This is a genomic window from bacterium, from assembly GCA_016124905.1.
In the GTDB taxonomy this organism is placed as follows: Bacteria; Pseudomonadota; Alphaproteobacteria; order Rickettsiales; family RI-342; genus RI-342.
The window spans coordinates 30,284-45,103 of sequence record WGMV01000040.1; the positions used below are offsets into that span (position 1 = coordinate 30,284).

At 60.7% G+C, this 14,820-nt stretch carries 12 protein-coding genes and 1 pseudogene; 9 read left to right on the forward strand and 4 right to left on the reverse strand.

Annotated features, from left to right (window positions below; genetic code table 11):
* The first annotated feature begins 4 nt into the window (after positions 1–4).
* The 3 genes from GC177_10025 to GC177_10035 all read left to right on the forward strand — a co-directional run bounded on the left by GC177_10025 (position 5) and on the right by GC177_10035 (position 3,336).
* The gene (locus GC177_10025) at positions 5–916 is read left to right on the forward strand and encodes a hypothetical protein (protein ID MBI1276290.1); all 912 of its coding nucleotides are present in this window, start codon (positions 5–7) and stop codon (positions 914–916) included.
* 57 nt (positions 917–973) lie between these two features.
* Positions 974–1,399, forward strand: a complete 426-nt coding sequence (gene mscL, locus GC177_10030) for a large conductance mechanosensitive channel protein MscL (protein MBI1276291.1) — start codon at positions 974–976, stop codon at positions 1,397–1,399.
* 95 nt (positions 1,400–1,494) lie between these two features.
* Positions 1,495–3,336: a hypothetical protein gene (locus GC177_10035; GenBank protein ID MBI1276292.1), complete on the forward strand. Its 1,842-nt coding sequence runs from the start codon at positions 1,495–1,497 to the stop codon at positions 3,334–3,336.
* On the opposite strand, the gene GC177_10040 is transcribed toward GC177_10035, so the two are convergent.
* The gene (locus GC177_10040) at positions 3,315–4,055 is read right to left on the reverse strand and encodes a methyltransferase domain-containing protein (GenBank protein ID MBI1276293.1); all 741 of its coding nucleotides are present in this window, start codon (positions 4,053–4,055) and stop codon (positions 3,315–3,317) included. The two genes, GC177_10035 and GC177_10040, sit on opposite strands and share 22 nt — an antisense overlap.
* Entirely contained in the window at positions 4,052–5,305 is a 1,254-nt protein-coding gene (locus GC177_10045) for a glutamate-5-semialdehyde dehydrogenase (GenBank protein MBI1276294.1), read from the reverse strand. Before GC177_10045 ends, GC177_10040 begins: the two co-directional genes overlap by 4 nt.
* 104 nt (positions 5,306–5,409) lie before the next feature.
* Here GC177_10045 and GC177_10050 point away from each other — a divergent pair, with 104 nt between their 5' ends.
* From GC177_10050 to GC177_10060, 3 genes are all read left to right on the forward strand, one after another.
* On the forward strand, positions 5,410–6,069 hold the full coding sequence (locus GC177_10050; protein ID MBI1276295.1) for an ATP phosphoribosyltransferase: 660 nt from the start codon (positions 5,410–5,412) through the stop codon (positions 6,067–6,069).
* Positions 6,044–7,348, forward strand: coding sequence for a histidinol dehydrogenase (hisD, locus tag GC177_10055; GenBank protein MBI1276296.1), 1,305 nt, complete (start codon positions 6,044–6,046; stop codon positions 7,346–7,348). The genes GC177_10050 and hisD overlap by 26 nt, the downstream gene beginning before the upstream one ends.
* A gap of 173 nt (positions 7,349–7,521) precedes the next feature.
* Positions 7,522–8,028, forward strand: coding sequence for a UPF0262 family protein (locus GC177_10060; GenBank protein ID MBI1276297.1), 507 nt, complete (start codon positions 7,522–7,524; stop codon positions 8,026–8,028).
* 2 nt (positions 8,029–8,030) lie between these two features.
* Here GC177_10060 and GC177_10065 read toward each other — a convergent pair whose 3' ends face one another.
* Positions 8,031–9,026, reverse strand: a complete 996-nt coding sequence (locus GC177_10065; GenBank protein ID MBI1276298.1) for a hypothetical protein — start codon at positions 9,024–9,026, stop codon at positions 8,031–8,033.
* Between the two features lie 129 nt (positions 9,027–9,155).
* On the opposite strand from GC177_10065, the gene GC177_10070 reads away from it, so the two are divergent.
* From GC177_10070 to GC177_10080, 3 genes and pseudogenes are all read left to right on the forward strand, one after another.
* Complete coding sequence (locus tag GC177_10070) at positions 9,156–10,214, forward strand: lytic murein transglycosylase (protein ID MBI1276299.1); 1,059 nt, start codon at positions 9,156–9,158, stop codon at positions 10,212–10,214.
* 193 nt (positions 10,215–10,407) lie between these two features.
* Positions 10,408–10,908 (forward strand): annotated as a pseudogene (locus tag GC177_10075) (septal ring lytic transglycosylase RlpA family protein).
* Positions 10,909–11,625: 717 nt separating this feature from the next.
* A complete protein-coding gene (locus GC177_10080; GenBank protein MBI1276300.1) occupies positions 11,626–12,387 on the forward strand; it encodes a hypothetical protein in 762 nt (253 codons plus the stop codon).
* On the opposite strand, the gene GC177_10085 is transcribed toward GC177_10080, so the two are convergent.
* Positions 12,384–14,819: a phenylalanine--tRNA ligase subunit beta gene (locus GC177_10085; GenBank protein ID MBI1276301.1), complete on the reverse strand. Its 2,436-nt coding sequence runs from the start codon at positions 14,817–14,819 to the stop codon at positions 12,384–12,386. The two genes, GC177_10080 and GC177_10085, sit on opposite strands and share 4 nt — an antisense overlap.
* Between the last annotated feature and the right edge of the window lies 1 nt (position 14,820).

Consider the following 14,820-nt stretch of genomic DNA (forward strand, 5'->3'; position numbering starts at 1 on the left):
GACCATGATCAACCTCACCCCCTATCGCATCACCTGGCGTTTCAAGGAAATGGAGGCGGAACGCTTCAGCGGGCTTTTCGACCGCATCAATGAACTGGCCGCGCAATTCATGGAGGGCATGCCGGGCCTGGCGGAGGCGCTTCAGGAAGACCAGCACTGGGTTCAACTGCTGGATGACCAGGTCATCGACATCTGCCTGCCGCGCAGCATGATCCATGCCATTTACCGCGGGCTGGCGGAGGAACTGCACGGTTTCAAGCTTCCACCCTGTTCACCAAAACTTGCCCTGCATGGCACGCAGGACCTGCTTACCCAGGACCACCATCAGCTTTATCTGTTCGCCGATGAGGCGGGCATTGCCGATATTCTGGTCACCACGGTCGGTCACTGGTTCTATGACAGCCCGCGTCTGGCGGATGTCTGGAAACAGGCCGAAGCCAAGGGCATTGAGGATATGCTGGCCGAGGATATCGAGGTGCGCCCCGTGCAGGAGGGCGTGCTCGTCATCGGGCCGGATTACATGGTCGACATCCTTGAAGAAGGACTGATGGCGGGGGAAATTCCCCATGCCGCCCATTACTGGCGGGAACATGGCATGACCGTGCGGTTTGCCCTGGGCGAGACGATCCCCACTCCGGCGCCGGATGCGGTGCCCCATGAGGTGCCGCTTTCAAGCGGGTTCATCACGCTGGCGGTCGCTAAGGCACCGTCGGAATCCCGCCCGGCGGTGCGCCATGCGCTGGAGCTGGTGGCAGGCAAACATGCCTATGCGGGCTGCCCGTCGGCCGATCGCGTGGATGGCACGCTTTCCATGCTTCAGCACCATCCGCGTCTGTGCTGGGCCATCGGTCAGCTTTCCGCAGATGAGCAAGGCGCGGCCGGCGCCTTTTTCCAGGTGGCGCAGCCCGGCGCTTGACCCAAGCAAGGCGGCTTTCTATTTTTCCTCAAACATTTGAGGAGCTGCGCCATGAGCATGTTAAAAGAATACAAGGCCTTCATCTCTCGCGGCAATGTGGTAGATCTGGCGGTGGGTATAATCATCGGCGCGGCATTCACCGGCATCGTCAACTCGCTGGTCAATGACATCATCATGCCACCGATCGGGATGCTGTTGGGTGGGATCGATTTCTCCAACTTTTTCTTTGCCCTGAACGGTGAGAGCTATGCCAGCCTGGCCGATGCGCAGAAGGCCGGGGTGGCGACCATCAATTATGGTGTGTTCATCAACCAAGTGATTAAGTTCATGATCGTGGGCTTTGCGGTGTTCATCCTGGTGAAACAGGTGAACCGCCTGAAAAAGGAAGAGCCCGCAGCCCCCGCAGCCGCGCCGCGCAACGAGGTGCTGCTCGAGGAAATTCGCGATCTGCTGGCGGGCAAGGCAGCCAAAGGCAAGAAATAGGCTTTCAACCGCTTGCATGGCCCGGATTTTTCAGGCCTGTCATCTGGGTGTCACAGAAACATCATAATTTCTTTTGATGTTTCATGCGGGGATTTATGGCGATGACCCAGACCACTGCCGACCAGGTTGACGACCATCTTCAGCGCATTGCCGGGGAGCTGGACGAGATGGGCCAGCAGCTGGAAGCCGAAATTCGTGAGAACCTGCCGGAAATTCGCCGTAATGCCTTGAAGCAGGCAGACCGGGTGTTGCATGCGTTTGATGATTTTCTGCATGGCGCGCGTGCGCGTATTCAGGAGCTGGAACAAGCCGAAAACGGTGGGAAAGAAGCCTATGGCTGGAGTGAGCTGCGCCCGCTGGTGCGCCAGTATGTGGCCGCTATTGCCAATGGCGACAAAACCGCGCGGTTTTTCGCCTATGGCTCGCTGATAAAAAACCCCGGCAGCGTGAAGCCGAACCCGGAAAGCCAGCCGGGCAACGAGGAAGCCAGCCTTCAGGGTTACGTGCTGGGCATGAACCTGTTCGCCAGCGGGCCGCATGAATATCGCGGCACCAATCGCCCGGATCTGGGCGTGGTGAATACGGGCCTTTATGTGGGCATGGAAAACGACCCGGAGGGGCAAAGCTTCGGTGTGAACGTGACGGTGCGCCAGGCGGATTTCGCCAAGGCGTTTGAGGCCTATGCACGGCGTGAGCTGGGCAACCCGCCTTATGCTGAATATTTTGCCGATCTCTTTTCCAACAAGCCTTTGGAGAAGCTGCCGGCGATTGATGCAGCGGCGGACGGCTTTCCGCTTTACAAGCTGGTGGCGGGCACGGCGCGCACCCATGATGGACGCGATGTGCCGGTGCTGAGCGTGGCCACCAATGAGCGCAGCCCGCTGGCGGCCATCGGGCTTACGCCGTTGCAGGCGGCTTATTACATTTTGGACGGAATCGGGTTTGAGCGGCGTAATGACAAGGGTGATATTCTTGGCGGCAGCGCGCTGAAATATTTTACCGAAAGCGTGATGAAGACGCAGGCGGAACAGGGGTTCAACCAGCCACGCCTGAATGAGATTGCCGAAGCGGTGCAGGCGCTGGCCGGGATGGTGCATGACGCGCATTATGCCAGCGCGATGCTGGAACAGATCCGCCGGGAGACGGACAACTTAACCGTGGTGAATGCCGCGCAGGAGCTGGCGGCCATGACCGTGCGGCTGGCGCTGGAAAAAACCAAAGCGCTGGACGTGAAGCAGTTCGATGCCAGCGTCGCCGTGTTGCGCGATGAAGTTCCACAGGCCGAGATTGAACGTCAATTGCGCAGCATGCCGAAAAGCGACGCCGAGAAGGCTTTACGCATTGCCGGGCTGGCCGACCAGTGGATGCATGAGCCGGGCACGGCGCCAGGTGGCCATGCCATCGGCACACGCAAGGAAGAGCCTTTCGCTGGGCCTTATGCCAAGGCGTTTGGGGAAATGCTGACACCGGGCAAGCGGGACCACAGCTTGGGTATCCAAGAAGACGGGCAAACCGATAGACCCGCTGTTACCACCGAGGATTCGCAGCGCCTGGCCGCACTGGAAGCGGGCGAACGGGACAAGGGCGTAACGGCGGCCGACACGGCCGATACGCTGGAAGACCAGTGGCGCAATGAAACGGCACCCGCTGCCAATGAAAAAGCACGTGAGCGGCGGGAAGAAAAGGAACGCCGCGAGCCATCCATCACGCGAGCAGCGCTGGATGAGGATGAGGCGGCATCGACCGATGTCACCGCTCACCGCCAAGCCGATGAACGCACGCTGCCCAAGGATGAAGGCACCGCGGAAAAGCGCGACACGAAACAGGAGAAGGAACCCTCACCGGAAGAGCGCGGCGTGGCGATCATTGTGGTGGCGGAAAATGACGATAAGCGCCTGGCCGTGGCCGAGGCGGGTCAACGCGGCGGCAACAGGTAGCCGGTTTCCATGGGGATGGCGGAGATTACCTCCCGGTAATGGCCTTTTTTATCTGTGCGCGTGGCTTTCATGAAAAGGCCGACGCTGCCGCCCATCCAGATGCGCGATGCGAAGTTGGCGAGTGTTTCCGGCAAGGGATAGAAGCCTGAACCGGCCTGGGCCTGCACGGTGAAATAATTGCCGAGTTCCAATGTCTGTTTTAAATCGCGCCGGGTGAAGCCGCGTACATGCGGGCCGACGGTGCCGATGCAGCTTGGCGTGTAACCGGCCAGCAGCATCAGGCGGTTGTGCCAGGCGGCCAGGTTGGGCACGCCGATGATGAGCGTGCCGCCGGGCTTGATGATGCGAGAGGCTTCGGACAGGACGAAGAAGACCTCTTTCAGATGTTCCAGCACCTGGTTGATGATGACGGTATCCATGCTGGTGTCGGGGAAGGGAAAGACCTCGCGTTCGATGTCGGCGGCGCGGGCGTCGATGCCTTTGGCCAGCGCTTTCTGGCGGGAGGGCTCGAAGCCTTCCAGGCCGTAGAGCTGGGCGTTGCGGCCTAGCTGTTTGTGGATTTGTGCAAGGTCTTCACCCTTGCCGACACCGATATCGAGGATGGCGGGGTTGCTGACGCCCATGACGGATTCCACGGCCCAATTGGCAATGATGTCGCGTCCGTAATTGAGATGCTCGGTGCCGTGTTTGAGGGCGGCGAGTTTCTGGTAGAGGCTCATGCGCGGACCGTGCCCTTGCCCTGGACGACGTATTTGTAGGTGGTGAGCTGTGCCGCGCCGACCGGGCCGCGCGCGTGCAGGCGGCCGGTGGCGATGCCGATCTCGCCGCCGAAGCCGAACTCGCCGCCATCGGCGAACTGGGTGGAGGCGTTGTGCATGACGATGGCACTGTCCACATGCTGGAGGAAGTAGTTGGCCGCCTTGGCGTCCTCGGTCACGATGCCGTCCGTATGGTGGGAGCCGTGGCGGTTGATGTGGTTGACGGCCTGTTCCAGCCCGTCCACCTGTTTGATGGAGAGGATGGGGGCGAGGTATTCGGTGGACCAGTCATCCTCGCTCGCGGGTTTGATGCGTTTGTCGAGGGCGCAGGTGGCAGGGTCGCCGCGCAGCTCGCAGCCTTTGGCGAGGAGTTTTTTGATGATGGGCGGAAGGAGCGTGGCGGCTGCGTGTTCATCGACGAGCAGGCTTTCCAGCGCGCCGCAGATGCCGGTGCGGCGGAGTTTGGCGTTTTCCACCAGTTTGGCGGCCATTGCGGGTTTGGCGGCTTCGTGCAGGTAGAGGTGGCAGTTGCCGTCCAGGTGCAGCAAGGTGGGCACGCGGCTTTCGGATTGCACGCGCTCGGTCAGGCTTTTGCCGCCGCGGGGGATGATGACATCAAGCTCATTCACGGCGGTGAGCATTTTGCCGACCAAATCGCGGTCCTGGCTGGGGAGCATCTGCACGGCCTGCCATGGAAGCGCATCGTCCTTCAGGGCTTTTTGCATGGCCTGGGTGATGGCGCGGGAGGAGCGGACAGAATCGCTGCCGCCGCGCAGGATGACGGCATTACCGGCCAGCATGCAAAGGGCGGCGGCATCGGCGGCAACGTTGGGGCGGGCTTCGTAGATCATGCCGATGACGCCGAGCGGGACGGGAACGGGAGTGATGCGAAGGCCGCTCGGGCGCTTCCAGCCCTTGGCTTTGGGGGCGAGCGGGTCTGGCTGGTCGGCGATCTGGAGCATGCCGGAAATGACGGATTCCAGCCGTTTGGCATCGAGTTTCAGGCGGTCCAGCACGGCGGGGGTGGCGCCGTGCTGTTCGGCCTCGTCCATGTCGGCTACGTTGGCTTCAAGGATGGCGGCGGACTGGGCCTGAATACCCCTGGCGGCCACGCGCACGGCTTCGGCCCGGACTTCTCCCGGCAGGGCGGCGAGTTGCTGGCTGGCCGTGCGGGCACTTGCCATCATGCGTTTCCAGTCGTCTTCCGCCATTGCGGGCATAATACATTCTCTTGCCTAATCCGTAGGCGTGAGGTTTAACACGATAGATAAACAAGTCACACCAAAAGCTGAGGCCCCGCGTGGTAACGCTTGCCATCGACCAACCGCTCGTTATCGCCGTGCCTAAGGGGCGCATCCTGAAGGAATTGCGGCCGGTGATGGCGGCCATCGGGCTGAAGCCGGAAGACGCGTTTTTCGACGAGGATGACCGGCGGCTGCGGTTTGGCAGCAATCACACGCTGATTGAGCTGATCCGCGTGCGGTCGTTCGATGTGGCGAGTTTTGTGGCATTCGGCGCGGCGCATATCGGCATTTGCGGGAGCGACGTGCTGGCGGAATTCGATTACCCGGATATTTATGCGCCGGTGGATCTGGGCATCGGCACATGCCGGGTGTCGCTGGCGGGCAAGGTGGATGCGCCGGAGGTGGATTATGACCGGCTGTCGCACATCCGCGTGGCGACGAAATACCCCAACATCACGCGTAGCTATTTTGCCGAGATGGGCATTCAGGCGGAATGCATCAAGCTGAACGGGGCGATTGAGCTGGCGCCGATTCTTGGGCTTTCGACGCATATCGTGGACCTGGTTAGCACGGGCGGCACGCTGAAGGCCAACGGGCTGGTGGAAGAGAAGGTGTTGGCGCAGGTTTCCTCGCGGCTGATCGTCAATCGCACGGCGTTCAAAACGCGGGCGAAAGAAATGCACACGCTGGTAAGCCACGTGCGGGATGCGGTGGAGAAGCAGCGTGCATAGGCTTTCCACCAAGGATGTGGATTTTGCCGCCAAGCTGAAGGCGCTGCTTCACCGGGATGAGCCGTTTGACCAGAATGTGGTGGACCGGGTGCGGGGCATCCTTCAGGACGTGAAGCAGCGCGGCGATGAGGCGGTGGCGGATTATACCCGCCAGTTCGACCGGCTGGAGCCGAAGGATGGCAGCTACCGGATTTCCGAAAAGCAGATGGCCAAGGCGCATATCCTGAGCGAGGTGGAAGCCTCGCTGCATGAGGCGGCGCAGCGCATCTATGATTATCATCAGCGCATGATGCCGCATGACGTGATTTATGAAGATAAGGCGGGCGTGACGCTCGGCTGGCGCTGTACGGCGCTGGATTCGGTCGGGCTGTATGTGCCGGGGGGCACAGCGAGCTATCCGAGCTCGGTGCTGATGAACGCCATCCCGGCCAAGGTGGCGGGGGTGAAGCGGCTGGTGATGACCGTGCCCGCGCCGGATGGGAAATTAAGCGACGCGGTGCTGGTGGCGGCGCGGATTGCAGGGGTGGAGGAGATCCACACCATTGGCGGGGCGCAGGCCTGCGCAGCACTGGCCTATGGTACCGCAAGCATTCAGGCGGTGGATAAGATCGTCGGGCCGGGAAACGCCTATGTGGCAGAGGCCAAGCGGCAGTTATTCGGACTGGTCGGGATCGATACGATCGCCGGGCCGTCGGAAATTCTGGTGATGGCGGATAACCAGAACGACCCGCGCTGGATTGCGTGCGACCTGTTGAGCCAGGCGGAGCATGACACGAAGGCGGCGGCGATTCTCATCACCGACGATGCGACGTTTGCCAATGAGGTGCGCGGCGCGATTGATACGGAACTCAACACCCTGCCCCGCGCAGCAATCGCTAAAGAGAGCATCCAGAACCACGGCGCGATCATCCTGGTGCAGAACTGGGTGGAAGGCGCGCATATCGCCAACATGATCGCCACTGAACATCTGGAGCTGGCGCTGGAGAATATCGAGGAGGTGATTCCGCATATACGGCATGCAGGGGCGATTTTCCTCGGGCGGTATACGCCGGAGGCACTGGGGGATTACATCGCCGGGCCGAGCCATGTGCTGCCGACCTCGGGCGCGGCGCGGTTTTCCAGCGGGCTTTCGGTGTTTGATTTCATCAAGCGGAGCAGCCTGATCGGTTATAGCGAAGAAGCCACGCGTGCGACCGGGCATCATGCGGAGATTCTGGCCAGCGCGGAAACGCTGGATGCGCACCGGCGGTCGGTGGCGATTCGGCGCGGGCGGATGTAATTGACGCGGGGGCGCTGCCCCCGCACCCCGGCCAAGGGCCTTGGCCCTTGGAACCCGGGTTTCTTTATAAATACCCCTTTATTTTAAGGGGTATTTATAAAGAAATAAGGAGTACAGGGGTCTGGACCCCTGTCAGGTGCAGGACAGCGTCCTGCGTCACATACGAGCGACTTATGGTGCATAGTGCGGAAGAATGGGCGCGGCGGATTCGCCGGATAGTGCTGGACGAAGCGAGCCTGCAGGCGCGCCGCCCGGAGATTGAGCGCGAGCGGCAGGTGGCCGTGGCCGACCTGCTGGAGGATAACCGGTTTTTTCCGCGTGAGGACGGGCTTGAGACGCCCCTGTTCGACGGGCCGTTTGATGTGCAGATTTCGGTGACGGAAGACAGCAAGCTGAATTTCGACATCTCATCCGACACCCAGCCGGACGGCATGCGCGTGGCCCTGCCGGTGCGGCAGCTGCGCACGATCATCAAGGATTATTTCATGATCTGCGACAGCTATACCAACGCCATCCAGAGCGGCAACCATGTGCAGGTGGAGGCCATCGACATGGGACGGCGCGGGGTGCATAACGAAGGCTCCGAACTGCTCAAAGAGCTGCTTTACCCACGCGTGTGGCTGAATTTTGAGACGGCGCGGCGGTTATTCACGCTGGTGTGCGTGCTGCATATGCGTTGAGGCTATTTGAGTGGTGGCCAGAAATCCAGGCCGCGCTCCTGCTCCTTATCCGCAAGCGAGATGACGGGACATGGAATGGTGCCGTCTCTGCCTTCTTCACGGCAATGAAAATTCAGCGGATCATAATTCAGTCCGCCAAACCCGAAGACGGATTCCTGAATCACGCGGATGTCCTCCAGATATTGTCTGAACGGAGCGCTTTGGGCTTGTTGCCGTATCTCTTCCGTGCGGAGAAGCGGCTCGGCCCCTCCGGCATCGAGGACCAATTCCACCAGGCGGCCATCCACCCGAAAGATGGCATGATTGCCGATATGGGTCGCGTCGCGGCTATGTATGCCATAGGCCTCGATGATGTCGGTTCCGTGCAGGTTGCTGCTGTCATAATTGTCTGGAAGGCTTGTGCGGAGCGCTGGGGAATAAATGCCGACCAATTCTACCTGCGGCTGGCCCGGCTGCTGGGTTTGATACCAGCTTGGCCAATTAAGATTGGGCATGATTTCAACACGCAATGCGCCCTGTTTCTGGTGGCTGGGCATTTCTTGCGCATCCGTGAGGCGAAGGCCGCGATGGCTGAAATAAAATGCCCCATAGGATTGCACGACGGGCGCAATGGGCGGCCTGTCCAGCAGCTCAAGCGCCTTGGTTTTAAAGAAACCCACACTCCCGGCGCCGTAACTGAATTTGAGCGCATAAGGCCCCATCAGCGCCACGGCGCCTTCGGTTGAATCCAGCAGCCAGTCAACCGCACGGTGTTCCACCTTCATGTCGTCAATAAAGTCCGGCACGGTTTCGGTCAGCAGGTGAAGCATCTCATCCAACGTCCCCTGGTCCGATGCGCCGCGCAGCCACTCGTCTAGACGCGCGGCCCAGATGTCAGCCAGGCTGGAAGGCTGAGCCTCCCTGAATTCCGGCGGCAGACCAAGATTGTGGAGGGATTCCACTACGCTGTGGCTGAAATACTCCCTCAGCCTCGCTTTTTTCTCATCAATGAGTGTCATATGCTGTCTTTCTGATGGCCCCATCAAAACATAAATTCTTTAACCTTTTGTGATTGGTTATTTCTCCTCGCCCTTATTGACCCGACTCCAAAACCACGGCATGTTGTGATGGTTAATTAGGGGGAACGGATGCGTTTACGCTATTGGGCTGGAAGTCTGATCATGATGCTGGCCGGTTGCGCCAGCGAGCCTGGCGCGGAAGCCAACCAATCGCCCAGCCGCCGCGTGACGCATGCGCCGAGCCCGCAGGCGAGTAAAACCGTTTATCCATCCGAAGAGACCATCGCCCTGCCCGGTAATTTCGACACCTGGTTGATTGGCGTGAAGAAGGAAGCCGCCGGGCGCGGTATCCGTAAAGAGATCATCGCCGCGGCGTTCGATGATTTTAATGAGCCGATCGAAAAAGTGGTGCGGCTGGACCGTAAGCAGCCGGAAGGCACGATCGACTGGCCGCAATACCGCACCAATGTGATTACCGACAAGCGCATCCAGGAAGGGCGCGCGCTGATGTCGCAAAACCGCGGCCTGCTTGAGCGGATCAGCCGCCAGTTCGGCGTGCAGCCGGAATATATCGTGGCGCTGTGGGGCATTGAAACCAGCTATGGCAAGGTGACGGGGAATTACGAAATTCCGCATGCGCTGGCCACGCTGGCGTTTGAAGGCAGGCGCGCGGATTTCTTCCGCACCGAGCTGATGCATTCGCTGGAAATCCTCAATGAAGGGCATATCCCGCCGCATGAGATGATCGGGTCCTGGGCAGGGGCGATGGGACAATGCCAGTTCATGCCGTCTTCCTTCCGCGCCATGGCGGTGGATTTTGACGGCGACGGGCACAAGAACATCTGGAGCAGCGAGCCGGATGTGTTTGCCTCCATTGCCAATTACCTCTCCAAATCCGGCTGGAACGGCAATGTGAGCTGGGGCGCAGCCGTGAAGCTGCCCGCCAATTTCAACATGGACCTGGAAGGCCGCACCACCAAGAAATCCCTCAACGCATGGGCCGCCCTCGGCGTGACCCTTGCCGACGGAAGCCCGCTGAAAGGCGAAGGGCTTACCTCCATCGTCATCCCGCGCGGGTCGGACACCGCCTTCATCACCACGGCCAATTACGACGTGATCATGAAATGGAACCGCTCCACCTTCTTCGCCACCGCCGTTGGCCAGCTGGCCGATGCCTTACGGAACTGACGCCATGAACCGCAACTGCCATATGCGAGGCTCTGCCTCGCGCTCCGTCAAGGGCCTAGTGCCCCTGAACCCCGATACTGGCCTTGTTTTCCCCCAGAGGGGGAAAGACAAGGCCAGTCCTGGGATGCAAGGGTCCTCGACCCTTGCCGGGGGCGTGGGGGCAGCGCCCCCGTATCTGCGGCAGTTGCGGCTGATGCTCAGCACCGTGGGGCTGGTGCTGCTGGCGGCGTGCGCGGAGAACAGGCCGTGGGACCATACGCCGAACACGGCGGAGCTGGTGGATTACACGGCCAAGCTGAGAAATCAGGGGAAAATTCCGGCGGCGGTGAAGGTTGGGGATTCCTACCGGGTGAACGGGCGCACCTATACGCCGGTGTATGACCCGAACTATGTGGAAGAGGGCATTGCCTCCTGGTATGGCCCGGGTTTCCATGGTGGGGCGACGGCCAATGGCGAGGAATATAACAAGCATGATTACACGGCGGCGCATACCACGCTGCCCCTGCCCTCGCTGGTGAAGGTGACGAACCTGGATAATGGGCGCAACATTGTGGCGCGCATCAATGACCGCGGGCCGTTTGCGCGTAACCGTATCATCGATCTTTCGCACGAGGCGGCGCAGGCGCTGGACATGGTGCGCACCGGCACCGCGCATGTGCGGGTGGAATATCTGGATGACGAGACGCGCCAAATGTGGTCCCGCCTGGCGATGAAGCAGCCCAAGGAAGTGATGCTGGCGGATAATAACGGCGGCCCGACGGAACGCAGCGCACCGCTGACGAGCATTGCGGTGAGCGACGATATGCCGCCAGCGCTGGATGAGGCGGCCGCTTCATCCGTAACGACCACCACCACGACCACGACGACCATGGTCACGCCCTCGCCCGAAGGGCTGGTGGCCCCGGTGGAGGACTGGCAGGCGCCGCTGAGCAGCCAGGCCGAGGCACGACAGGCCATGCCTGAGCAGCACGCGTTGAATGACGGCGGCAACCTGGATGATTCCATCGCCCCGCAGGCCGGGCAGAATGCCGCCACGGCGCAGCCTTTCACCCCGCCCCCGGTCAGGGGCACCCCCGCCCCGGATTATGCCCCGCAGGCCGCCACGGCGCCGACGGGGTTCAGCGGGCAATCCGTAGTGCAGGCGGGGTCCTTCAGCAACCAGCATAATGCCGAACAGGCGGCCTATAAACTGGCCGAACTGGGCGATGTGGAGGTGAAACAGGTGAATGTGAACGGCAAGCCTTTCTGGCGCATCCGGGTCACCAGCACCAAGATGCAGGCTGCTGATTTGAAGAATTACATGCTGCGAAGCGGCTATGGCGATGCGAAAATTGTAAAATAGCCGTCACAAACCATTAATAAATCTGACGGGTTTTTTTGCTATGTTTTCCTGAACTTAAGGAGAACAGCTATGGTTTCCGCCTTTAATGCATCAGATAGCCTGAAACCAGCCGTTGACTATATTATTAATGAACTTGGCATCAGCGACCATGGGGTTTCGACCCTGCTCGGCAAGAATGCGCGCGTTGGATGTGAAGTAGCCCTGTTATTGACCGATTATAATGTGGAACAATGCCAGCGTGCCGCTGAAGCATATAACCATCACATTGAGAATTCTCGTGCATATTCCATGGCCCGCCGCGAAGCGAATCTAGAGATTGCGCAAGCGCGTCTGAACGAGGCAGAACAGAGCGATCAGCCGAATGATGAACTGGTTGCCGAATTAAGACAACGGGTTGTGAATCTGCAATACAGTATAGACAGCGAGAGAGAGAAGGCGACTTCAGGCTTTATTACGACCGATTCAAAGCTCATTGCCGGTTATATTGAAGCTCTGGAGCCTGTAAAAGAACAGATTGCCGGTATGATCGGCGATGTGTCCGAGAATTTCCATGATTCGCCACAACTGGTGGAAGGGGTTGCCCGCCTGATTACGGATTCCTTTGTTAAGGCAGAAGGTATTATTGCCGAAGAAGGCGCCTTAAATGACTATGTGATGGGCGATGCCGCCATCATGCAATCTGAACTTACCACCCACATGCTCATAAACGGTGTCGATTACGATGCCGCAACCTTCATGGGCTCGATGATGTCTGGTCTGGTTGCCGTTGCTGAGGCCGAACAGTTTCGCGCGCGCGGGCTTGAGCAACACCTTATCCCTCACGGACTTTAGACCGTAATCGCAATTCCCTTTTGCTTCACGAAGGCTTCCAGCGCGGGGCTCATGCGGCAGCCGGAGACACTGAGCGCAGCCTGGATGGCGGCTTTGCTTAAGCCGTCGATATCGGCATCGGTGAAGGTGGCGGTTTGCGGCTGGTAGGTGACGCGGAGCGCGATGGAGACTATGCCTTCGGCCTTTAAGGCGGCATCCTGATAGCAGGAAAGCACCGAGACATTCTTCACATGCTGCCTGTCTGATTTTTCCATGGCGGAAATCAAGAGGCCGGAGAGGCTGGTTTCGGGCATCAGGAAGGAATAGTCGCGCTGCACGGGCTGAAGGTCGTTGGTCCTGTAAGCCGGCTTGGTGCTGCTGGCGCGGCGCGGCGCGGGGATGGTGTCGAGCATGACCTCGAAGGCAACCACGCGCTGCTTGATGTCCAGCTGTTTCAGCGTGCCGGGGTGCAGTTCGCCGAAATAGGCGAGCACCTGCTTGCCGAGCGTGAGAGCACCGGCGCGGCCGGGATGGTACCAGGACGGGACATTGCGGGAAATCTGCAGGCTGGCGACCGGGGCGCCTGCGGCTTCCAGCACGGCCAGGGCATCGGCCTTGGCATCGAACAGGTCGGCCTCGCGCGCATCGGCATGCGGGCTGGCATCCACGTAGGGGCCGGAGCGCACGCCGGTGGCCACCGTGCTTTGGCCTTCGGGCGAGGGGTTGGCGAAAATGAGGCCGACCTCGCACAGGCCGATATGGTCGAAGCCGCGCTCGATGTTGCGGCGGACCATGTCGAGCAGATTGGGCAGCAGGTTGGTCCGCATGGTGCCCAGCTCGCTGGAGATGGGGTTGAGCAGTTGCAGTTCCTTCTGCCCACCGCCGAAGAGTTCAGCCACCGGCTGATGAAGGAAGGAGAAGCTGTAGGCTTCCAGCAGGCCTCGCGTGGCAAGCGCATCGCGCGCCTTGGCGGCGCGCTCCAGCGGAAGCGGCAGGCCGGGTAGCGCGGTGACGGGCACGGGCGGCAGGTCGGTGGCGGGAATGTGTTGATAACCGTGGATGCGGACGATTTCTTCCACCAGGTCGGCCTGGCCTTCCACATCGCGGCGCCAGGATGGCACGGTGACCTGCCATTCGCTGCTGCCCGAAATGCTGAAGCCGAGTTTCTGCAGGATGGATTTGGCGGTGTCGGAATCCAGTTTCACGCCGCCGAGGGATTCGATCATTTCCGGGTTGAAGGCGATGACGCGGGCGCTGAAGGCGCTTTGGCCCGCATCGACGCGGGGAGCGGGTTCGCCGCCGCAGAGTTTGAGGATGAGGCTGGCGGCAATGGCTTCCGCACCCGGCAGGAAGGCGGGGTCCACGCCGCGTTCAAAGCGGTAGCGGGCGTCGCTGTCGATTTGTAACGATCGACCGCTGAGAGCGACCTGGGCGGGATCGAACCAGGCGATTTCGAGGAAGACGTTTTTCGTGTCGTCCGTGCAGCCGCTGAGTTCGCCGCCGATGATGCCCGCGACGCCGACGGGGCCCTTGTCGTCGGCAATCACGCTGTGGGTTTCGTCGAGGGCGTATTCCCTGCCGTTGAGGGCAAGAAGCGTTTCGCCGGATTTGGCGGTGCGGGTGGTGAGGTTGCCGTTCAGCTTGTCCAGATCATAGACATGCGCGGGGCGACCGAGATCGATGGAGAGGTAATTGGTAATGTCCACCAGCGCGGAGATGGGGCGCTGGCCGATGGCTTTCAGGCGGTTTTGCAGCCAGGCAGGGGACGGGCCGTTTTTCACGTTGAGGATGGCGCGGCCGAGGAACTGGCGGCAGGCATGGGAGCCGGGGGCGATGGTGACGCGGGCGCTGCTGGTTGCCTTGGCATCGATGGAAGGAATCTCCAGCGGCTTGAGCGTGCCGAGGCCGCTGGCGGCGAGGTCGCGCGCCACACCATGCACGCCGGTGCAGTCGCCACGGTTGGGGGTGAGGTTGATCTCGATGACGGCGTCGTCGAGGCCCGCCCATTCGGCGTAGTGCTTGCCGACGGGGGCATCGGCGGGGAGCTCGATGATGCCTTCGCTTTCATCGGCCAGGCCGAGTTCTTCCTCGGAGCAGAGCATGCCGCAGCTTTCCACACCGCGGATTTTGGCTTTCTGAATGACCAGACCGCCATTGGGGATCACCGTGCCGATGGGGGCCATGACCACCTTCAGGCCCGCGCGCGCGTTGGCGGCGCCGCAGATGACCTGGTGTTCCTCGGTGCCGTCGAACACGCGGCAGATTTGCAGCTTGGTGGCTTCCGGATGGCGGGTGGCTTCGCGGATTTCAGCAATCACGAAGGGCTTGAGGGCTGCGCCCTTGTCGTCGAGGCTTTCCACTTCCAGCCCGATGGCGGTGAGGCGGTCGCAGATCTCGTTCAGCGATGCCGTGGTATCGAGGTGGGATTTGAGCCAGGAGAGGGTGAATTTCATA